General features: G+C 73.9%; 21 protein-coding genes. 6 read left to right on the top strand and 15 right to left on the bottom strand.

Translation table 11 applies throughout. The annotated features are described in order from the left end of the window. Positions 1-145 precede the first annotated feature (145 nt). The 7 genes from ACIRRH_RS02795 to ACIRRH_RS02765 all read right to left on the bottom strand — a co-directional run bounded on the left by ACIRRH_RS02795 (position 146) and on the right by ACIRRH_RS02765 (position 4,805). On the bottom strand, positions 146-586 hold the full coding sequence (locus ACIRRH_RS02795) for a DUF2752 domain-containing protein (RefSeq protein ID WP_403060701.1): 441 nt from the start codon (positions 584-586) through the stop codon (positions 146-148). A gap of 102 nt (positions 587-688) precedes the next feature. Beyond that, a complete protein-coding gene (locus ACIRRH_RS02790; protein WP_403060699.1) occupies positions 689-952 on the bottom strand; it encodes an HGxxPAAW family protein in 264 nt (87 codons plus the stop codon). A 136-nt stretch (positions 953-1,088) separates the two neighbouring features. Continuing rightward, positions 1,089-1,619, bottom strand: a complete 531-nt coding sequence (locus tag ACIRRH_RS02785; protein WP_403061094.1) for a TIGR02234 family membrane protein — start codon at positions 1,617-1,619, stop codon at positions 1,089-1,091. Between the two features lie 53 nt (positions 1,620-1,672). Beyond that, positions 1,673-2,215 carry a Uma2 family endonuclease gene (locus ACIRRH_RS02780; RefSeq protein WP_403060696.1) on the bottom strand — a complete coding sequence of 181 codons (543 nt, stop codon included), beginning with the start codon at positions 2,213-2,215 and terminating at the stop codon, positions 1,673-1,675. A 52-nt stretch (positions 2,216-2,267) separates the two neighbouring features. Beyond that, positions 2,268-3,791, bottom strand: coding sequence for an anthranilate synthase component I (locus tag ACIRRH_RS02775; RefSeq protein ID WP_403060693.1), 1,524 nt, complete (start codon positions 3,789-3,791; stop codon positions 2,268-2,270). A 38-nt stretch (positions 3,792-3,829) separates the two neighbouring features. Next, the gene (gene hisI, locus ACIRRH_RS02770) at positions 3,830-4,201 is read right to left on the bottom strand and encodes a phosphoribosyl-AMP cyclohydrolase (protein WP_224284280.1); all 372 of its coding nucleotides are present in this window, start codon (positions 4,199-4,201) and stop codon (positions 3,830-3,832) included. Between the two features lie 34 nt (positions 4,202-4,235). Further along, positions 4,236-4,805, bottom strand: coding sequence for a hypothetical protein (locus ACIRRH_RS02765; protein WP_403060690.1), 570 nt, complete (start codon positions 4,803-4,805; stop codon positions 4,236-4,238). 290 nt (positions 4,806-5,095) lie between these two features. On the opposite strand from ACIRRH_RS02765, the gene ACIRRH_RS02760 reads away from it, so the two are divergent. The 5 genes from ACIRRH_RS02760 to ACIRRH_RS02740 all read left to right on the top strand — a co-directional run bounded on the left by ACIRRH_RS02760 (position 5,096) and on the right by ACIRRH_RS02740 (position 10,822). Further along, a complete protein-coding gene (locus tag ACIRRH_RS02760; protein ID WP_403060687.1) occupies positions 5,096-5,647 on the top strand; it encodes a pyridoxamine 5'-phosphate oxidase family protein in 552 nt (183 codons plus the stop codon). Continuing rightward, a complete protein-coding gene (locus ACIRRH_RS02755) occupies positions 5,644-8,160 on the top strand; it encodes an excinuclease ABC subunit UvrA (RefSeq protein WP_403060684.1) in 2,517 nt (838 codons plus the stop codon). The genes ACIRRH_RS02760 and ACIRRH_RS02755 overlap by 4 nt, the downstream gene beginning before the upstream one ends. 109 nt (positions 8,161-8,269) lie before the next feature. Next, positions 8,270-9,226, top strand: a complete 957-nt coding sequence (locus ACIRRH_RS02750; RefSeq protein WP_403060681.1) for a helix-turn-helix transcriptional regulator — start codon at positions 8,270-8,272, stop codon at positions 9,224-9,226. Positions 9,227-9,261: 35 nt separating this feature from the next. Next, positions 9,262-9,906, top strand: coding sequence for a TIGR03085 family metal-binding protein (locus ACIRRH_RS02745; RefSeq protein ID WP_403060678.1), 645 nt, complete (start codon positions 9,262-9,264; stop codon positions 9,904-9,906). 136 nt (positions 9,907-10,042) lie between these two features. Continuing rightward, positions 10,043-10,822, top strand: coding sequence for a VOC family protein (locus tag ACIRRH_RS02740; protein ID WP_403060675.1), 780 nt, complete (start codon positions 10,043-10,045; stop codon positions 10,820-10,822). A 67-nt stretch (positions 10,823-10,889) separates the two neighbouring features. Here ACIRRH_RS02740 and hisF read toward each other — a convergent pair whose 3' ends face one another. Genes hisF through hisD form a run of 8 tightly spaced genes read right to left on the bottom strand, consistent with a single transcriptional unit; the run spans position 10,890 to position 16,734 of the window. Then, positions 10,890-11,660, bottom strand: a complete 771-nt coding sequence (gene hisF, locus ACIRRH_RS02735) for an imidazole glycerol phosphate synthase subunit HisF (RefSeq protein WP_403060672.1) — start codon at positions 11,658-11,660, stop codon at positions 10,890-10,892. Further along, complete coding sequence (locus ACIRRH_RS02730) at positions 11,657-12,088, bottom strand: RidA family protein (protein ID WP_224280627.1); 432 nt, start codon at positions 12,086-12,088, stop codon at positions 11,657-11,659. Before ACIRRH_RS02730 ends, hisF begins: the two co-directional genes overlap by 4 nt. Continuing rightward, entirely contained in the window at positions 12,085-12,810 is a 726-nt protein-coding gene (gene priA / locus ACIRRH_RS02725; protein ID WP_403061091.1) for a bifunctional 1-(5-phosphoribosyl)-5-((5-phosphoribosylamino)methylideneamino)imidazole-4-carboxamide isomerase/phosphoribosylanthranilate isomerase PriA, read from the bottom strand. Before priA ends, ACIRRH_RS02730 begins: the two co-directional genes overlap by 4 nt. Positions 12,811-12,827: 17 nt before the next feature. After that, a complete protein-coding gene (hisH, locus tag ACIRRH_RS02720) occupies positions 12,828-13,463 on the bottom strand; it encodes an imidazole glycerol phosphate synthase subunit HisH (protein ID WP_224280628.1) in 636 nt (211 codons plus the stop codon). Positions 13,464-13,500: 37 nt separating this feature from the next. Beyond that, positions 13,501-13,638, bottom strand: coding sequence for a hypothetical protein (locus ACIRRH_RS02715; protein ID WP_355249799.1), 138 nt, complete (start codon positions 13,636-13,638; stop codon positions 13,501-13,503). A gap of 11 nt (positions 13,639-13,649) precedes the next feature. Next, on the bottom strand, positions 13,650-14,243 hold the full coding sequence (hisB, locus tag ACIRRH_RS02710; protein ID WP_396301835.1) for an imidazoleglycerol-phosphate dehydratase HisB: 594 nt from the start codon (positions 14,241-14,243) through the stop codon (positions 13,650-13,652). A 5-nt stretch (positions 14,244-14,248) separates the two neighbouring features. Next, positions 14,249-15,349, bottom strand: coding sequence for a histidinol-phosphate transaminase (locus ACIRRH_RS02705; RefSeq protein WP_403061088.1), 1,101 nt, complete (start codon positions 15,347-15,349; stop codon positions 14,249-14,251). Between the two features lie 5 nt (positions 15,350-15,354). Then, a complete protein-coding gene (hisD, locus tag ACIRRH_RS02700) occupies positions 15,355-16,734 on the bottom strand; it encodes a histidinol dehydrogenase (RefSeq protein ID WP_403060666.1) in 1,380 nt (459 codons plus the stop codon). A 91-nt stretch (positions 16,735-16,825) separates the two neighbouring features. On the opposite strand from hisD, the gene ACIRRH_RS02695 reads away from it, so the two are divergent. Next, on the top strand, positions 16,826-18,406 hold the full coding sequence (locus ACIRRH_RS02695; protein ID WP_403060663.1) for an oxidoreductase: 1,581 nt from the start codon (positions 16,826-16,828) through the stop codon (positions 18,404-18,406). Positions 18,407-18,414 lie beyond the last annotated feature (8 nt).

Raw genomic sequence — 18,414 nt, 5'->3', positions numbered from 1 at the left:
TCCGGCGGTCCTCAGCTGCGCTTTCGCCAGCCCCGCACCGGTTTTCGGACGGACTTGGGGCCGATTGCGGCCGGTGGCCGGGAAGGGCGGTTCGGTGGCCGGGAAACGCGGTTCGACGGCCCTGGAGCACGGTTCGGCGGCCGGCTCAGACCAGCGGCGGCGCCAGCCCCGCGCCGACCGGCGAGTTCCGCACCACCGTGAACACCAGCACCAGCAAGGCGATCAGCGCCCAGCGCCGGGCCCCGACGGTGATCCGGGGCGGCGGCCCGCCGGTCAGCGCGGCCCAGCCCCAGCGAAGCCAGAGCACCGCCAGCACGCCGAACAGCAGGACGGCGACGGCGTTGTCGTGCAGGGCGCCGGTGAGGTCCCCGTGGGTCAACGCGTGGACGCAGCGCAATCCCCCGCAGCCGGGGCACCACCAGCCGGTGGCGGTCAGGAACGGGCAGTCGGGGTAGTGCCCGGGGGTGTTCGGGTCCACCACGGCGACGTACGCGGTGGGGACGGCCACCGCCGCCAGCGCGGTCAGCGGCGGGCTCAGCCGGCGCAGCACGGGCGGCAGGGCGGAGGCGGTGGGGGCGGCGTTCACGCCCCGATTCTGCCCGGGTCGGGCCCGGACACGACGGAACGGCGGGCGTGGCGCGCCCGCCGTTCCGATGTACGACAAACGTGTGGTGCGACGAGCCGGTCGTCAGGCGGCGACGGCGGCGCGGGCCTCACGGGCCGCGAGCTGCTCCTCGGTCGACTTGTAGACGTTGGCGCTGGCCTGCTTGCCCATGCCGGCGAGGGACATCGCCTTGCCGACCACGCCGCCGGCCAGGACGACCGCCAGGCCGACCCACACGAGCAGCACCGACGGCAGGATCATCGCGACGCCCGCGACGCCGAAGCCGACGAAGGAGATGACGACGCCGGTCCAGGCGGCGGGGGTGTGGCCGTGTGCTGCTGCTGCCATCTGAATGGTGCTCCTTGGCTCTCGGGGCCCGGCCGGGCCTGCGGGGCCGCCGGCGGGTTGACGGGTTCCATTGTGCCGGGCCACACATCGGTGACCCAAAGCGGGTGGCGGGTCTATCGCGTCACATGCGCGCAGCTCACACCGCGGTCGGGTCCTCGCCGCGGTCCAGCGCCTTCCACAGGTCGCCCGGTGTGTCGGTCTTCACCGGGGTCCGGCGGGTCGGAGCCTCGTAGCGGCTGCCCATGGCCGGCCAGCCCCGGCCGTAGCGCAGGGTGAGCAGTCCGGCGAGGGCCAGCAGCACCCCGCCGACCAGCGCGACCCAGGGCCACCCGGTGTGCGAGACCTCGGTGGCCGCCGAGCCGGTCAGCGCCAGCTTGCGGGCGGCCTCGGCGTCCAGCGCGGCGGTGTCGCCCGCCCCGGCCACCGAGGCGGCGGCCGCGCCGAGCCCGGCCAGCAGGGTCAGCGCGCCGACCGCCAGCCGGCCGGCGCCGCGCACCGCGAACACCGCGACGGCCGCGGCGAGGCCCACCAGGGCCAGCCCGCCGGGCAGTTCGGAGATCCTGCCGCCGGTGACGGAGACGTCCAGGGTGCCGGCCCGGCCCTCGGCCCAGGTCCGCCCGGCCGCGGTCAGCACCAGCACGGCGCTCAGCACGGTCAGTAGCAGCATCACGCCGAGGGTGCGGCGGCTGGGGGCGGCGGGGGCGGGGGTCTGCTCAGCGGTCACCCGTCCACTATCCCCCGGCCGACGCCGGGGTCCGTACCCGGGGTGGGGGACGGGGTGGGGAACTCGTCCGTCCGCAGCACCACCGTGCGGCCGCCGAGCGGCAGGAACAGGTCGTTGCCGAAGGGCACCCGCTCGGCCTCCCGGTACACCCCCTCGGGGGACGGCGCGGTGTGCACGGTGCAGACCGCCGCCGCCGGATCGACCACCAGGTACACCGGCACGCCGCCGCGCGCGTACGCCTTCGCCGCCTCCGCCAGGCCGGGCCGGGCCACCTCCAGCACCGCCTCGACCCCGGCCGCGCCGAACCGGCCCCGCCCGCCCCGCACCGCGTCCCGGGCGAGCACGGCCAGGTCCGGGGCGAGCGCCGCGCCCGGGTCGGGCCGGTCCCGGCCGGGGCCGCCGGGCGCCGCCGGGAAGTCGATCGCCACCCCGGACAGCACCCGGCCGTGGCCCGCCGGCTGCTCGCCCAGCTGTCCGGCGGCGCCGAGCACGACCGCCCAGCGCAGCTCGTCGTACGGCACCTCGGTTACCTCGGGCATCCCGGCCGCCTCCTCGCGTGCTCCGGCAGTCACCACACCGGTTCCACGACCTCTACGACAGTTCCGGCGTCCGCAGCGTATTGGCGGTGGCGACGGCCCGCAGCACGGCGGCCGCCTTGTTGCGGCACTCGGTGTCCTCGCCGTGCGGGTCGGAGTCGGCGACCACGCCCGCGCCGGCCTGCACGTACGCGGTGCCGTCGCGCAGCACCGCGGTGCGGATCGCGATCGCGGTGTCCGAGTCCCCGGCGAAGTCCAGGTAGCCGACGCAGCCGCCGTACAGGCCGCGGCGGGTGGGCTCCAGCTCCTCGATGATCCGCATCGCCCGCGGCTTGGGCGCACCGGAGAGGGTCCCGGCCGGGAAGCAGGCGGTCAGCACGTCGAAGGCGGTCCGCCCCGGGGCGACCTTTCCGGTCACCGTCGACACGATGTGCATCACGTGGCTGTAGCGCTCGACCTGCATGAAGTCGACCACCTCGACGCTGCCCGGCTCGCAGACCCGGCCGAGGTCGTTGCGGCCGAGGTCCACCAGCATCAGGTGCTCGGCCCGCTCCTTGGGGTCGGCGAGCAGCTCGGCGGCCAGCTCCGCGTCCTCGTGCGGGGTGGCGCCGCGGTGCCGGGTGCCGGCGATCGGGTGCAGCATCGCCTCGCCGTCGGTGACCTTGACCAGCGCCTCCGGGCTGGAGCCGACCACGTCGAAGCCGCCCTCGGCCCCGCCGTCCGGTCCGGGGAAGCGGAACAGGTACATGTACGGGCTGGGGTTGGTGGTGCGCAGCACGCGGTAGACGTCCAGCGCGGAGGCCGGGCAGGGCGCCTCGAAGCGCTGCGAGGGCACCACCTGGAAGGCCTCGCCGGCCCGGATCCGCTCCTTGACCTCCTCCACCGCGGCCCGGTACGGCGCGCCGCCGAACGGCGAGTGCACCTCGCCGGGGCCGACCGGGGTGAAGGTGGCCAGGCCCGGGTCGACCGGCTTGAACAGCTCGGCCTCCATCGCGTCCAGCCGGGCCACCGCGTCCGCCCAGGCCTCGTCCACGCCGCTGGCCAGGTCGTTGCGGTTGACGGCGTTGGCGATCAGCAGCACCGTGCCGTCGACGTGGTCGAGGACCGCGAGGTCGGTGGCGAGCAGCATGGTCAGCTCGGGGAGGCCCAGGTCGTCCGGGTTGAGGTCGGGCAGCTTCTCCAGCCGGCGGACGATGTCGTAGCCGAGGTAGCCGACCAGGCCGCCGGTGAGCGGGGGCAGGCCGTCGTCCTCCTGGCGCGGGGTGTGCAGCGCCTGCAGGGTGGCGCGCAGCACCTCCAGCGGGTCACCGGCCGTGGGGATGCCGACCGGCGGGGTGCCGAGCCAGCGGGCCCCGCCGTCCGGGCCGACGGTGAGCGCGGCGGCGCTGCGCACCCCGACGAAGGAGTAGCGCGACCAGCTGCGGCCCTGCTCGGCGGACTCCAGCAGGAAGGTGCCGGGCCGTTCCTCGGCGAGGCTGCGGTAGAGGCCGATCGGAGTGAGACCGTCCGCGAGGAGCCTGCGGGTGACCGGGATGACCCGGGTGTCGACGGCGAGCTTGCGGAAGGCTTCGAGATCCATGACGGGCGGCACCTTCTGGAGTTGTGGACGGAGTGGGGTCAGGACAGCGGGAGCACGTCGGCGTCGAAGCAGGTGCGGTCGCCGGTGTGGCAGGCCGCGCCGGTCTGGTCGACCTTGACCAGCAGGGTGTCGCCGTCGCAGTCCAGGGCCACCGACTTGACCGCCTGGACGTGGCCGGAGGTGTCGCCCTTCACCCAGTACTCACGGCGGCTGCGGCTCCAGTAGGTGCAGCGGCCCGTGGTCAGGGTGCGGTGCAGCGCCTCGTCGTCCATCCAGCCGAGCATCAGCACCTCGCCGGTGTCGTACTGCTGGGCGATGGCCGGGATCAGGCCGTCCTCGGTGCGCTTGAGCCGGGCGGCGATCTCGGGGGCGAGGGCGGTGCTGCCGGGAGTGGCGGGTGTGGTGGACATGGGGCCATTGTGTCAGCCCGGCCCGCACCGCCCGCTACGGGTGCAGCGGCGCGGTGAGCTTGGGGCCGCCCTGCTTGTTGCTCGCGGCCAGGGTGCAGGTGTAGTCGCGCCAGCCCTGTTGGTAGGTGGCCATCGACGGGCCGAACTGGCGGCCGTAGTAGGTCTTCCCGTCGCCCTGGCGGGCCTTGGCGGCGGTCTCGGCGTCCTTGCAGCCGTCCCGCATCGCGAGGGCCAGCGGGATGTCACCGGTGATGCCGTCGGGGAGCACCGGGTCGGCGATCACCTCGCCGTCGTGGTCGCCCGCGCAGGGCCGCTCCTCGGGCTTGGTGATCACCGGGCTCAGCTGCGGGTGGTCGAAGCAGGCGCCGACCGGGAAGTACGCGTACGGCGGCTGCGGCTTGGTCGGCGTGGGCGTCGGGGTGGGCGTCGGCGTCGGCGTGGCCGTCGGGGTGGGCGGCGGCGCGGCGGCCGGCTTCTTGTCGTCCGGCCAGAGCACCGCGGTGGCCACCACCGCGAGCAGGACGACCAGCACGGCGGCAACGGTGAGGACCAGGCCGCGGGTCGGACGGGAGCCGGCTGCGGACGACGGCTGCTCGGAGGTCATGGCCACGAGGATGGCCCACCCGACCGCCGTCTGACAGCCGCTTCACCGAACTCGCCCCGTACGGGGGCGGCCACCCGGCCTGTGGCGGCGCCGCAGAACATCGCCACCAGGACCTTCGACAGCCCCGCTCCCGTCGGACCTCCGATGTCCGGGTGGCCGCTGTCGGTGTGCCGGGGGATGTCGTGGGAAAGGCGACAGGAGGTGTCGGGTTTTCCGGGGAGGGTGGGGGTTGCCGGTCGGGCCGTGGTGGTGCCGGGCCGGGACGACGGACGGATGGACAGAGGAACCTGATGCGTGAAACACCCGAGGAGCTCCGGCGGCTCCAGGCCCTTCTCGATGCCTCGCTCTCCCGGTCGACGGCGCACCTGCGGTCGATCATCAGCAGTGAGCGCACGCTGACCGCCGGGCAGCTCACCGGTGTGCTGACCGGGATGTGCACGCTCGCGCTGTCCACGGTGACGGCGAAGGGGGAGCCGCGGATCAGCGGCGTGGACGGGCACTTCCTGCACGGGAAGTGGCACTTCGGCACCGCGCGGGGTGCCGCCAAGGCCCGGCACCTCGCCGCCCGGCCCGCGGTCAGTGCCGCGCACCTGCGCGGGGAGGACCTGGGCGTGTTCACGCACGGGAGCGTGGAGGTCCTCAACCCGTACGGCGGCGAGCCGGCCGCCGACTGGCCGGAGCTGCTCGCGTACTTCCAGGGGTTCTACGGCGACGACGCCTTCGACTGGGACAACGACGTCGTCTACTACCGGCTGCACCCGCAGTGGATGACCGCGTTCGCCCCCGACCTGGCCAAGCTCACGGAGAAGGCGGAAACGGCGGAGAAGGCGGACGGGGCGTGAACCCGCGCGGCACCATCGAGGTCGTCGGCGCCCGGACCAACAACCTGCGCGACGTGTCCGTCAGCATCCCCAAGGGCCGGCTCGTCGCCTTCACCGGCGTCAGCGGCAGCGGAAAGACGTCGCTGGCGGTCGACACCCTGCACAGCGAGGCCCAACTGCGGTACCTGGAAGGCCTTTCGCCGTTCGTCCGCCAGTACATCAGCCAGCGCAACCGTCCCCAGGTCGACCGCATCCTCGGCCTCGGCGCCACCCTCGCGGTCGACCAGCGCCGTCTGAACCGCAACCCGCGCTCCACCGTCGCAACCATCACGGGGATCGACGGGCACCTCGGCCTGCTCTTCTCCCGCCTTCCACAGGTCGGCCCGGGCCCGGACACCGCCGAAGGCCCCCTGACCACCGCACACTTCGACCGCCGCACCCCCGAAGGCGGCTGCCCGGACTGCCACGGCGCCGGCGGACGCCGGCAGGCGGCGGAGGACCTCGTCATCACCCGCCCGGACCTCCCGCTGTTCGACGGCGCCTCCCCCTGGTTCGCCAAGTGGCGCTCCGGGGAGCACGTGTTCGTCCCCGCGCTCGCCGCCGCCCGCGGCGTGGACCTCGGCCTGCCCTGGCGGTCGCTGCCCGCGGCGTTCCGGCACGACGTCCTGTACGGCACCGGCGACGAGGCCGTCGAGGCCACGGTCGACATCCCGAACCGGAACGAGACGGCCCGGATGACGTACACCTCCAGCCAGCCGCTGCGCGGCGCGCTCGCCGAGGTGGAGCGGGTGTTTGCCAACGCCCGAACGGCCGACGCCAAGCAGCGGTACCTGCCGTACCTGCGCGAGGAGCCCTGCGGCACCTGCCGTGGCAGCGGATTCGACCGGGTCGCCCGGTCCGTACGCCTCGGCGGCCTGTCCTACCCCGAGCTGCTGGAGGTGGACGTCCGGGAGGTCCGCCGCTGGGCCGGGCACCTCGCCGACACCCTCGACGACCGGCAGCGCGCCGTCGGCGAGCCCCTGCTGCAGGACCTCGGGCGCCGGCTGCGCCTCCTGGACCGGCTCGGCCTGGCCCACCTGCAACTGTCCCGCGGCGCCGCCACACTGTCCGGCGGCGAGCTGCAGCGCACCCGGCTGTCCGCCCAGCTCGGCACCGAGCTGAGCGACGTCGTCTTCGTCCTGGACGAGCCCGGCGCCGGGCTGCACCCGGCGGACAAGCGGCACCTGCTCGACATCGCCCTGGAACTGCGCGACGCCGGCAACACCGTCCTGCTCGTCGAGCACGACCCCGAGCTGATCGCCCGCGCCGACTGGGTCGTCGACATGGGGCCGGGCGCGGGCCGGCTGGGCGGCGAGGTCCTGGTCTGCGGCCCGCCCGCGCTGGTCGCCGCCGACCCCGCCTCGGCCACCGGCCGCCACCTGGCCGGGCGGGGGCCGCGGCTGCGCCGTACCCCGCGCCCGGTCCGCGCGGGCACCGGCTGGCTGGAGCTTCGCGGGGTGCGCGCCCACAACACGGCCGCGGAGTCGCTGCGCCTGCCCATCGGACGGCTCACCTGCCTGACCGGGGTCAGCGGCAGCGGCAAGAGCAGCGTCCTGGGCGCGCTCGGCGCGGGCGTGGCGGCCGCTCTCAAGGGCACGGCGCCCAGGGGCACGGCGGTCGAGGACACGACTCACGCCGGCACGGTGCGCGAGGTGACCGGGCTCGACGGCTTCGGCTGGGTCGCCGTGGTCGACCAGGAGCCGATCGGGCGCACGCCGCGGTCCAACCCGGCCACGTACAGCAAGGCGTTCGACCTCGTCCGCAAGCTGTTCGCCGCCACCGAAGCGGCCCGCGCGCGCGGCGCCGACGCCTCCTGGTTCAGCTTCAACACCCCGGGCGGCCGCTGCGAGGCCTGCGCCGGCCACGGCCGCAGGCTCGTCGACATGCACTTCCTCCCGGACATCTGGGTGGTGTGCGACACCTGTGACGGCCGGCGCTACGCGCCCGAGGCCCTGGCGGTCACGTACCAGGGGCTGACCGTCGACCGGGTGCTGGACCTGACCGTCGCCGAGGCCCTGGAGGTCTTCACCGGACCCCGGCAGCTCGCGCAGACCCTCACCGCGCTCGACCGGGTCGGGCTCGGCTACCTCCGGCTCGGCCAGAGCGCCACCGAGCTGTCCGGCGGCGAGGCCCAGCGCCTCAGGCTCGCGTCCGCGGTCCAGCGCGGCGCGACCAGCCGCAGAGCCGGCCTGGTCGTCCTCGACGAGCCCGTCTCGGGCCTGCACCCGTCCGATGTCCAGCGGGTCGTCGACGCGCTCGACCTGCTGCTCGACTCCGGCAACACCGTCGTCGTGGCCGAGCACGACATCCCGGTCGCCGCCTCCGCGGACTGGGTGATCGACCTCGGGCCGGGGGCCGGCCCGGACGGCGGCGCGGTGGTCGCGCAGGGCACCCCGGACACCGTCGCCGCCGCCGACACCCCCACCGCCGGCTACCTGCGCCGGTACGCGGCCGGTCTGCCGCTCCTGGACGCCGCGCAGGACGCCCAGCGCTGACGGACAGGCGCTGACGGACGCGCGGCGACGGCCACCGCTCCCGGCGACAATGGTGCGGGGCCCGGACCACCGGACCCACGACCAGAGCGGACGACCGGGAGGGAACGACGTGCGGGCGAGCCGGACCATCGCGCTGCTGCTCCTCCTCCAGGCCCGGCGGACGATGACCGCCCCGGAGCTCGCGGCCGAGCTGGAGGTCTCCGAGCGCACCGTGCAGCGGGACGTCGCCGCCCTGGTCGAGGCCGGCGTGCCGGTGTACGCCGAACGCGGCCGCGGCGGGGGCTACCGGCTCGTCGACGGCTACCGCACCCGCCTCACCGGCCTCGAACGCGCCGAGGCCGAGGTGCTGCACCTGGCCGGGCTCCCCGGTCCGCTGCGCGACATGGGCCTGGCGGGGCACGCCCTCGCCGCACGGCTGAAGGTCGCCGCCGCCGTGGGCGACGCCCCCGCGGCCGCCGTCCAGCGGTTCCACCTGGACGCACCGGCCTGGTTCCGCGAGGCCGAGCCCCCGCCGCTGCTCGCCGAGGTGTCGCGCGCCGTGTGGGAGGACCGGGTGCTCCACGCCCGCTACACGGCGCGCGGCGGCACCCGGGAGCGGCGGCTGGAGCCGTACGGCCTGGTGCTGAAGGCCGGGCAGTGGTACGTCGCGGCGCGCGGCCCGTCCGGCCGGGTCGGCTCGTACCGGGTCAACCGCTTCGAGACCGCCGAGGCCGGCGACGAACGGTTCGAGCGCGACCCGGAGTTCGACCTCGCGGGCTACTGGGCCGCGGCGGCGCGGGAGTTCACCCGCGCCATGCTGCGCGAGCGGGCGGTGGTGCGGCTGAGCCCGGCCGCCGTCGACAACCTGGCCGTCCTGCTGGAGCCGACCGCCGCCGACGACGCCCTCGCTACCGCGGGCCCCCCGGACGCCGACGGCTGGGTCACCGTGAGCCTGCCGGTCGAGACCTGGGACATCGGCTACTTCGAGCTGCTCCGCCTCGGCCCGGAGGCCGAGGTCCTCCACCCGCCCGAGCTCCGCGCCCGCCTGGCCGAGGCGACCCGCCGCGCCGCCGCCCTCTACATCTGACCGGCCCCACGAGCGACGGGCCCTAGGCTGGCGCCATGTCGAACCACGCCCTCGCCGAACGCCACCGCCTCGCCCAACTCCTCACCGCCGCAGGGCCGGACGCCCCGACTCTCTGCGAGGGGTGGACCACCCGGGACCTCGCCGCCCACCTGGTGATCCGCGAGCGCCGCCCCGACGCCGCGGCGGGCATCCGGATCGCCGCCCTGGCTGCCCGGACCCGGCGGGTGCAGGACGACTACGCCGAGCGGCCGTACGAAGAACTGATCCGCCTCTTCCGCTCCGGCCCGCCGGTCTACTCCCCCTTCGCCCTGCCCGGCGCGGACGAAGCGGCGAACACCGTCGAGTACTACGTCCACGCCGAGGACGTCCTGCGCGCGGTCGAGGACTGGACCCCCCAGCCCGTCCCGCCCGGCCGCGCCGAGGCCCTGTGGCGCCGCCTGCCCATGATCGCCCGCTTCAAGGCCGGCCGCCGCTCCCCCGTCCGTCTGGTCCTCGCCCGCCCTGACGGCCAGTCCCTCACCGTCGGCCCCGCCGGCGCCCCCACCGTCCGCATCACCGGTGACCCGGGCGAACTGGTCCTCTTCACCTACGGCCGCGGCGCCCGCACCACCCTCGCCGTCGACGGCGCCCCGGACGCCGTCGAGGCCCTCCGCCACGTCCTGCCACTGCCCCCGAAGTAGCGCGCACCCCACGGGCCGGGCCTTCTCTCCGGCTGCGGATGCCGGTGCCCGGGTGCAGACTCGCAGGTGGCCGGGCGGGGGCGTGTGCACGCCCGACGGAACCGTCCCGGTCACTCTCCGTCGAAGGGCACCCCCCATGCTCACCACCGACTTCCCCATCGGCTCGCCCTGCTGGCTCGACCTGGGCAGCCCGGACATCCCCGCCACCGCCCGGTTCTACGGCCAGGTCTTCGGCTGGACCTTCCAGGAGATCCCCGATGCCATGGGCTACGGCTTCGTCCAGCTGAACGGCAGGACGGTCGGCGCGATCGGCGCGCTCAACGAGGGTGACCGGTCCTCCTGGACGACGTACTTCCGCAGCGCCGACGCGGACGCCACCGCCAATGCCGCCCGGCAGGCCGGAGGCAAGGTCCTGGTCGAGCCGACGGACGTGATGCGGGAGGGCCGGCTGGCCCAGTTCTCGGACCCGCAGGGCGCCCGGTTCGCCGTTTGGCAGGCCGGCAACACCAAGGGGCTGGACGCCGTGTCCGAGGAGGGCGCCCTGGTCTGGGCGGAGCTGCACACCTCCGACCAGGACGGCGCCTTCACCTTCTACCGGCAGCTGTTCGGCTGGCGGGAGGAGAACTTCGAGCCCTCGCCGGGCATGGCCTACCGGGTGATCTCCACCGCCGAGGGCGACCAGCGGGCCACCGGTTTCGGCGGCATCGCCCCGACCATGTCCCCGGAGCAGCCCTCCGCCTGGACGCCGTACTTCGCGACCGAGGACGTGGACGCGCGGGTGGCCAGGGCGACGGCGGCCGGCGGCTCGGTGCTGATGCCGGCCTCGGACGTGGAGAACGTCGGCCGGCTCGCCTGGCTGGCGGACCCGAACGGTGCCCCGTTCGCCCTGATCCACGGCGAACCGCGGGAGTCGTGAGAACCGTGCGAACACGGCAGGGCCCGCTGCGCACCGGCGCAGCGGGCCCTCGAACCGTACGGAGCGATCACCGCACCGGGTGTCCGGCCTCCCGCAGCGCGCTCTTGACCTCGCCGATCCGCAGGTCCCCGAAGTGGAAGACGCTGGCGGCGAGCACCGCGTCCGCGCCCGCGTCGACGGCGGGCGCGAAGTCCGCGAGCTTGCCCGCGCCGCCGGAGGCGATCACCGGCACGGAGACGGTCCTGCGCACGGCCCGGATCATGTCCAGGTCGTAGCCGTCCTTGGTGCCGTCCGCGTCCATCGAGTTGAGCAGGATCTCGCCGGCCCCCAACTCGGCGGCGCGGCCGGCCCATTCGACGGCGTCGAGGCCGGTGCCCTGGCGGCCGCCGTGCGTGGTGACCTCGTAGCCCGAATCGGTCTCGGTGCCGGGAGGGCAGCGCCGGGCGTCCACCGAGAGGACCAGCACCTGCCGCCCGAACCGCTTGGCGATCTCGCGGATCAGCTCCGGCCGCGCGATGGCGGCCGTGTTGACGCCCACCTTGTCGGCGCCGGCCCGCAGCAGCTTGTCGACGTCCTCGACGGCGCGGATGCCGCCGCCCACCGTCAGCGGGATGAAGACCTGTTCGGCGGTGCGGCGGACCACGTCGTAGGTGGTCTCCCGGTCGCCGGAGGAGGCGGTGATGTCGAGGAAGGTCAGCTCGTCGGCGCCTTCGGCGTCGTAGAGCTTGGCCATCTCGACCGGGTCGCCGGCGTCCCGCAGGTTCTGGAAGTTGACGCCCTTGACCACCCGCCCGGCGTCCACGTCCAGGCAGGGGATGACACGTACTGCGAGGGTCACGGCTGTTTGCCTTCCAGGGTCTTTGCCAGCCCGGATCGGTAGGCGTCGAGCTCGACCTCGACCATCATCCGGGAGTCGATCAGGCCCTCGACCACCACCATGGTGGCCACCGGGCGTGCGGCGTCGAAGAGTTCGCGGTGGGCGCGGCCCACCTCCTCGGCGTCGCGGACATGGGTGATGTACATCCGGGTGCGGACCACGTCGTCCACGGTCAGACCGTACGCGGCCAGGGCCTGGAGCCCGACGCCGAACGCGGCGAGGGCCTGCCGGTACGGGTCGCCCTCGTGCTCGATCCGGCCGTCCACCCAGGCGGTGGAGCCGGCCACGTGCACGTGGTCACCCGCGGCAACCGCCCGGGAGTATCCGAACTCGTCCTCCCAGGGGGAGAAACCGCCGACCCTGCCGCGTACGATCGGACCGTCCGTCATCCTGAAACCGCCTCCAGGGCCTCTTCGAGGGTGAACTTCTGCTCGTAGAGTGCCTTGCCCACGATGGCGCCCTCGACACCCTCACCGACGAGCGAGGCGATGGCGCGCAGGTCGTCCAGCGAGGAGACGCCGCCGGAGGCGACCACGGGCTTGTCCGTCGCGGCGCAGACGTCGCGCAGCAGCTGGAGGTTGGGGCCGGTCAGGGTGCCGTCCCGGTTGACGTCGGTGACGACGTAGCGGGCGCAGCCCTCCTGGTCGAGGCGCTCCAGCACGTCGAAGAGCTGGCCGCCGTCGCGGGTCCAGCCGCGGCCGCGCAGGGTGGTGCCGACCACGTCCAGGCCGACGGCGATCCTGTCGCCGTGCTCGGCGATGGCCTTGGCGACCCACTGCGGGGCCTCCAGGGCGGCGGTGCCGAGGTTGACCCGGGTGCAGCCGGTGGCGAGCGCGCGGGCCAGCGACTCGTCGTCGCGGATGCCGCCGGACAGCTCGACCTTGATGTCCAGCTGTCCGGTGACCTCGCGCAGCAGCTCGTAGTTGCTGCCTGTCCCGAAAGCAGCGTCCAGGTCGACCAGGTGCAGCCACTCGGCGCCGGCGTTCTGCCAGGCGAGGGCGGCGGCCAGCGGCTCGCCGAAGGAGGTCTCGGTGCCGGAGGCGCCCTTGACCAGGCGGACGGCCTGACCGTCCCGGACGTCGACGGCGGGCAGCAGTTCGAGGCTCATCAGATCCAACTCTCAGACAGTCAGAGGGTGTTGACCCAGTTGGTCAGCAGGGCGGCGCCGGCGTCGCCGGACTTCTCGGGGTGGAACTGGGTGGCCCACAGCGGGCCGTTCTCGACGGCCGCGACGAACGGGTGCCCGTGGGTGGCCCAGGTGACCAGCGGCGGGTTGATCCGCGCGCTGTGGGTCTCCAGCTCCCAGTGCCGCACGCCGTAGGAGTGCACGAAGTAGAAGCGGGTCTGCGGGTCGAGGCCGGCGAACATCCGGCTCTCCTCGGGCGCGTCCACGGTGTTCCAGCCCATGTGCGGGACGACGGGGGCTTCCAGCGGCTCCACGGTGCCCGGCCACTCGTCGCAGCCGGCGGTCTCCACGCCGTGCTCGACCCCCTTCTCGAAGAGGATCTGCATGCCGACGCAGATGCCCATGACCGGTCGGCCCCCGGCGAGCCGGCGGCCGACGATCCAGTCCCCGCGGACGGACTTGAGCCCGCGCATGCAGGCCTCGAAGGCGCCCACGCCGGGGACGAGCAGGCCGTCCGCGGCCATCGCGGTGTCGTAGTCGGAGCTGACGGTGACGTCCGCTCCGGTCCGCTCCAGGGCGCGCTGCGCCGAGCGGAGGTTGCCGGAGCCGTAGTCGAGGACGACGACGTTCTTGCCCATGTTCAGGTGTCCAGTCTCTATGCGGCGGGCGGCGGGTCTACAGGCGCATGAGGCCGGAGGCCAGGCACATCACGGAGCCGAAGGCGAGCACCAGGATGACGCTCTTCGAGTGCTTCTGCTTCCAGAAGGAGATGACTCCGCCGGCCAGGAAGAGGCCGACGAAGATGAGGATCATCGCAGTATTGCTCACAGCGCACCCTTGGTCGACGGAAGGATTCCGGCCGCGCGCGGGTCGCGCTCGGCGGCGTAGCGCAGCGCCCGGGCCAGCGCCTTGAACTGGCACTCCACGATGTGGTGCGCGTTGCGCCCGTACGGCACGTGGACGTGCAGCGCGACCTGTGCCTGGGCCACGAAGGACTCCAGGATGTGCCGGGTCATCGTGGTGTCGTACGAGCCGATCATCGGCGCGATGCCCTCGGGCTCGGTGTGCACCAGGTACGGCCGGCCGGAGAGGTCCACGGTGACCTGGGCGAGCGACTCGTCCAGCGGCACCGTGCAGTTGCCGAAGCGGTAGATGCCCACCTTGTCGCCGAGCGCCTGCCTGAAGGCGGCGCCGAGCGCGAGGGCGGTGTCCTCGATGGTGTGGTGGGTGTCGATGTGCAGGTCGCCGTCGGTCTTGACGGTGAGGTCGAACAGGCCGTGCCGGCCGAGCTGGTCGAGCATGTGGTCGTAGAAGCCGACGCCCGTGGAGATGTCGGTCCTCCCGGTGCCGTCGAGGTCTATCTCGACCAGGACCGAGGTCTCCTTGGTGGTGCGCTCGACGCGTCCGATGCGGGACATGGGGGTTACAGCTCCTTGATCACAGTGCGGACGGCGTCCAGGAAGGCGTCGTTCTCGGCCGGCGTGCCGGCGGTGACCCGCAGCCACCCGGGGACGCCGTTGTCGCGGACCAGGACGCCCTGGTCGAGGATGGCCTGCCACACCGCGCGGGTGTCGGCGAAGCGGCCGAACTGGACGAAGTTGGCGTCCGAGTCGGTGACCTCCAGGCCCATCCCGCGCAGCGCGTCGACCAGCCGGTCGCGCTCCTCCTTGAGCCGCCCGACGTACCCGAGCAGGGTGTCGGTGTGCTCCAGGCAGGCCAGCGCGGTGGCCTGGGTGACGGCCGACAGGTGGTACGGCAGGCGCACCAGCTGCACCGCGTCCACCACGGCCGGGTCGGCGGCCAGGTAGCCCAGGCGCAGCCCGGCGGCGCCGAAGGCCTTGGACATGGTGCGGCTGACCACCAGGTCGGGGCGGCCCTCGATCAGCGGCAGCAGCGAGGCGCGGTGCGAGAACTCGACGTACGCCTCGTCCACCACCACCAGGCTGGGCCGGGCGGCCTGCGCGGCCTCGTACAGCCGCAGCACGGTGTCGGCGTCCACGGCGGTGCCGGTCGGGTTGTTCGGCGAGCAGATGAAGACCACGTTCGGCCGGTGCTCCGCGATGGCGGCGGCAGCGGCGTCCACGTCGATGGTGAAGTCCTCGTTGCGCGGGCCGGAGATCCAGGCGGTGCCGGTGCCCCGGGAGATCAGCGCGTGCATCGAGTACGAGGGCTCGAAGCCGAGCGCGCTGCGGCCGGGGCCGCCGAAGGTCTGCAGCAGCTGCTGGAGCACCTCGTTGGAGCCGTTGGCGGCCCACACCTGCTCACGCCGGACCGGGAAGCCGGTGGTCTTCCCGAGGTACGCGGCGAGGCCCTCGCGCAGCTCGACCGCGTCCCGGTCGGGGTAGCGGTTCAGCCCGCGGGCGGCCTCGGCGACGCGCTCGGCGATCCGGGCCACCAGCTCCTCGGGCAGCGGGTACGGGTTCTCGTTGGTGTTCAGCTGGACGGGCACGTCCAGCTGCGGCGCGCCGTACGGGGTCTGGCCGCGCAGCTCGTCCCGGATGGGCAGGTCGTCGATGCGAGTCACAGGAGTCACGAGCCCGACACCGTCCAGTCGCTGTGCCAGTTCTGTTCGTCTCCGACGCTGTGCCAGTTCTGTTCGTCTCCGACAAAACGGGCCTTGATCGCGTCCCCGTGCCCCGGCAGGTCTTCCGCGTTCGCCAGGGTGACCACGTGCGCGGCGACGCCCGCGAGCGCGTCCCGGTCGTACTCGACGACCTGGACGCCGCGCAGGAAGGTCTGCACCGACAGCCCGGAGGAGTGGCAGGCGCAGCCGCCGGTCGGCAGCACGTGGTTGGAGCCGGCCGCGTAGTCGCCCAGCGAGACCGGGGTCCAGCGGCCGATGAAGATCGCGCCGGCGTTGACCACCCGGGCCGCCACCGCGTGCGCGTCACGGGTCTGGATCTCCAGGTGCTCGGCCGCGTACGCGTTGACCACGGCGAGGCCCTGCTCCAGGTCGTCGACCAGGATGATGCCGGACTGCTTGCCGCCCAGCGCCTCGGCCACCCGCTCGCTGTGCTTGGTCTTCGCGACCTGCACGGCCAGCTCGGCCTCGACGGCGTCGGCCAGTGCCGGGGAGTCGGTGACCAGCACCGAGCCGGAGGTCGGGCCGTGCTCGGCCTGGCTGATCAGGTCGGCGGCGACGTCGCTCGGCAGCGCGCTGTCGTCGGCGAGGACGGCGATCTCGGTCGGGCCGGCCTCCGAGTCGATGCCGATCCGGCCGGCGAAGTAGCGCTTGGCGGCGGCCACGTAGATGTTGCCGGGGCCGGTGACCATGTTCACCGGCTCGCACTCCTCGGTGCCGAGGGCGAACATCGCGACCGCCTGGGCGCCGCCGACGGCGTAGACCTCGTCCACGCCGAGCAGGGCGCAGGCCGCCAGGATGGTCGGGTGGACGCGGCCCTCGCCCCACTCACTGTTGAAAGGGGCCTTCTGCGGCGGCGAGGTGACCGCGATGCCCTTCACACCCGCCTCCTGGGCCGGCACCACGTTCATCACCACGGAGGACGGGTAGACCGCCAGCCCGCCCGGCACGTACAGGCCGACCCGCTCGACTGGCACCCAGCGCTGGGTGACCGTGCCGCCGGGCACCACCTGGGTGGTGTGCCCGGTGCGGCGCTGGTCGGCGTGCACGGCGCGGGCCCGGCGGATCGACTCCTCCAGCGCGGCCCGCACCTTCGGGTCCAGCGTCTCCAGCGCCGCGGTCAGCTGCTCGGCCGGGACCCTGGTCGACTCCAGTCGGACGCCGTCGAAGCGCTCGGTGATCTCGATCAGCGCCGCGACCCCGCGATGGCGTACGTCCTCGGCGATCGGCCGCACCTTCTCCAGGGCGGCCGCGACGTCGAACTCGGCACGGGGCAGCAGGTCACGCGGGTCGTCCAGCGAGCCGCGGAGGTCGATTCGAGAGATCACGCCACCCAGTGTAAGGAGTGGCCGGAACCGCTGGTCCCGCATTTCAGTCCGTGATACGAAAGGCGAGACGACCGGGGGGACGGGGGAAACCATGGCGGAGCGCGCTCCGGAGGGCTGGGACGGGATCGAGCAGAGGCTCTGGGAGGCCTACCGCCAGGGCGAGATCCTGGATCTGCGAACCGGCGCGGCGGACACCGACGACCCCTTCGGCGACGCCCTCTGGGGCCCCGAACGCACCGTCCGCGCCGAGGTGCTCGCCCACCTGCTGCTGGCCGGCCCCGAGCCCGCTCCCGGGCGCGTCGCCTCGCTGCGGCTCAGCGGCGTGCTGGTCACCGGCCCGCTCACGCTGGCCGGCGCCACCATCGACCGCTACGTCGAGCTCCAGGGCTGCCGCTTCGAGCAGAAGATCCTCATCTCCGAGGCCGCGGCCTCGACGCTGCGCTTCGTGAGCTGCCTGATCCCCCGGCTGGAGGCCTCCCGGCTCTCCACCACCGGTGACCTCCACCTGGCCCGCTGCCGCGTCCCCGAGGGCATCCGGCTCACCGACTCCAAGATCGGCACCGACCTGCTGCTCAACCAGACCGTGGTCGGCGGCGACCGCTACGCCCGTGCCGTCTCCGCCGACGGGATCACCGTCAACCAGGACTTCGAGGCCGAACGCCTGGAGACGAACGGCGAGTTGAGCATACGCACGGCCCGCATAGGAGGCCGGCTCTCGCTGCGCGGCGCCCAGCTGCGCGCCGTCCCGCAGAAGAACCGCGTCTGCCTCAACGCCGTGCGCGTCAGCGTCGGCCACACCCTCTACCTGACCGGCTCCGCCGACAACGGCTGGGCCGACTCCCGCGGCTACTACGGCTCCGGCTACGGCCGGGTCCCGGCGCCCGACGGTCCCGTCACCCCGTTCCGCGCCTGGGGCCAGGTCCGCCTCTCCGACTCCCGCTTCGACAGCGCCTGCCTGATCTCCGGCGAGTTCCACCTGGAGGGTGACGACGAACTCGCCCTGCGCCGCATCCAGACCCCCGAGCTGCGCTTCTCCTGCAAGTCCCGTCCCACCGGCAAGGTCTCGCTCTCCCGCGCCCGGGTCGGCAACCTGGTCGACGACCCGGAGGCCTGGCCGCTGGGCAGGCACCTGGGCCTCACCGGCTTCGTGTACGAGAACCTGCGCCCGATCACCCCCTTCACCGTCCGGCAGCGGATCGCCTGGCTGGAGGGCTCCTCGGTGGACTTCCAGCCCGAGTCCTACGAGCAGCTCGCCGCCGCCCTGCGCCGCGACGGCGCCGACGACGACGCCCGCGAGGTGCTCTACGCCAAGCAGCGCCGGCGCCGCCGGACCCTGCCGCTGCCCGCCCGGGTCTGGGGCGCGGTCCAGGACGCCACCGTCGGCTACGGCTACCGTCCGGGCCGGGCCGGCCTGTGGCTGCTGCTCGCCTGGATCCTCGGCAGCCTCTGGTTCGCCACCCACCCGCTGGAGCCGCTCAAGGCCGACGAGCGCCCGCACTGGAACCCGGTGCTCTACACCCTCAACCAGCTGCTGCCGATCGTGGACCTCAACCAGGGCGGCTGGAACCCCGGCGGCCTCACCCAGTGGATCTCCGCCGGGCTGGTCGTCATCGGCTGGCTGCTCGCCTCCACGGTCGTCGCCGGCGCCACCCGGATGCTCCAGCGCGGTTGACCGTCAAC

The organism is Kitasatospora sp. NPDC101235 (genome assembly GCF_044767505.1).
Classification (GTDB): domain Bacteria; phylum Actinomycetota; class Actinomycetes; order Streptomycetales; family Streptomycetaceae; genus Kitasatospora.
This window is presented reverse-complemented; position numbering and strand designations above follow the sequence as displayed.

What these genes read in the sequence shown, in the direction of transcription:
- ACIRRH_RS02790 (WP_403060699.1), bottom strand. Translation starts at nt 952, where the DNA reads ATGGCAGCAGCAGCACACGGCCACACCCCCGCCGCCTGGACCGGCGTC.
- ACIRRH_RS02785 (WP_403061094.1), bottom strand. Translation starts at nt 1,619, where the DNA reads ATGCTGCTACTGACCGTGCTGAGCGCCGTGCTGGTGCTGACCGCGGCC.
- ACIRRH_RS02780 (WP_403060696.1), bottom strand. Translation starts at nt 2,215, where the DNA reads ATGCCCGAGGTAACCGAGGTGCCGTACGACGAGCTGCGCTGGGCGGTC.
- ACIRRH_RS02775 (WP_403060693.1), bottom strand. Translation starts at nt 3,791, where the DNA reads ATGGATCTCGAAGCCTTCCGCAAGCTCGCCGTCGACACCCGGGTCATC.
- hisI (WP_224284280.1), bottom strand. Translation starts at nt 4,201, where the DNA reads ATGTCCACCACACCCGCCACTCCCGGCAGCACCGCCCTCGCCCCCGAG.
- ACIRRH_RS02765 (WP_403060690.1), bottom strand. Translation starts at nt 4,805, where the DNA reads ATGACCTCCGAGCAGCCGTCGTCCGCAGCCGGCTCCCGTCCGACCCGC.
- ACIRRH_RS02760 (WP_403060687.1), top strand. Translation starts at nt 5,096, where the DNA reads ATGCGTGAAACACCCGAGGAGCTCCGGCGGCTCCAGGCCCTTCTCGAT.
- ACIRRH_RS02745 (WP_403060678.1), top strand. Translation starts at nt 9,262, where the DNA reads ATGTCGAACCACGCCCTCGCCGAACGCCACCGCCTCGCCCAACTCCTC.
- ACIRRH_RS02740 (WP_403060675.1), top strand. Translation starts at nt 10,043, where the DNA reads ATGCTCACCACCGACTTCCCCATCGGCTCGCCCTGCTGGCTCGACCTG.
- ACIRRH_RS02730 (WP_224280627.1), bottom strand. Translation starts at nt 12,088, where the DNA reads ATGACGGACGGTCCGATCGTACGCGGCAGGGTCGGCGGTTTCTCCCCC.
- hisH (WP_224280628.1), bottom strand. Translation starts at nt 13,463, where the DNA reads ATGGGCAAGAACGTCGTCGTCCTCGACTACGGCTCCGGCAACCTCCGC.
- ACIRRH_RS02715 (WP_355249799.1), bottom strand. Translation starts at nt 13,638, where the DNA reads ATGATCCTCATCTTCGTCGGCCTCTTCCTGGCCGGCGGAGTCATCTCC.
- hisB (WP_396301835.1), bottom strand. Translation starts at nt 14,243, where the DNA reads ATGTCCCGCATCGGACGCGTCGAGCGCACCACCAAGGAGACCTCGGTC.
- ACIRRH_RS02695 (WP_403060663.1), top strand. Translation starts at nt 16,826, where the DNA reads ATGGCGGAGCGCGCTCCGGAGGGCTGGGACGGGATCGAGCAGAGGCTC.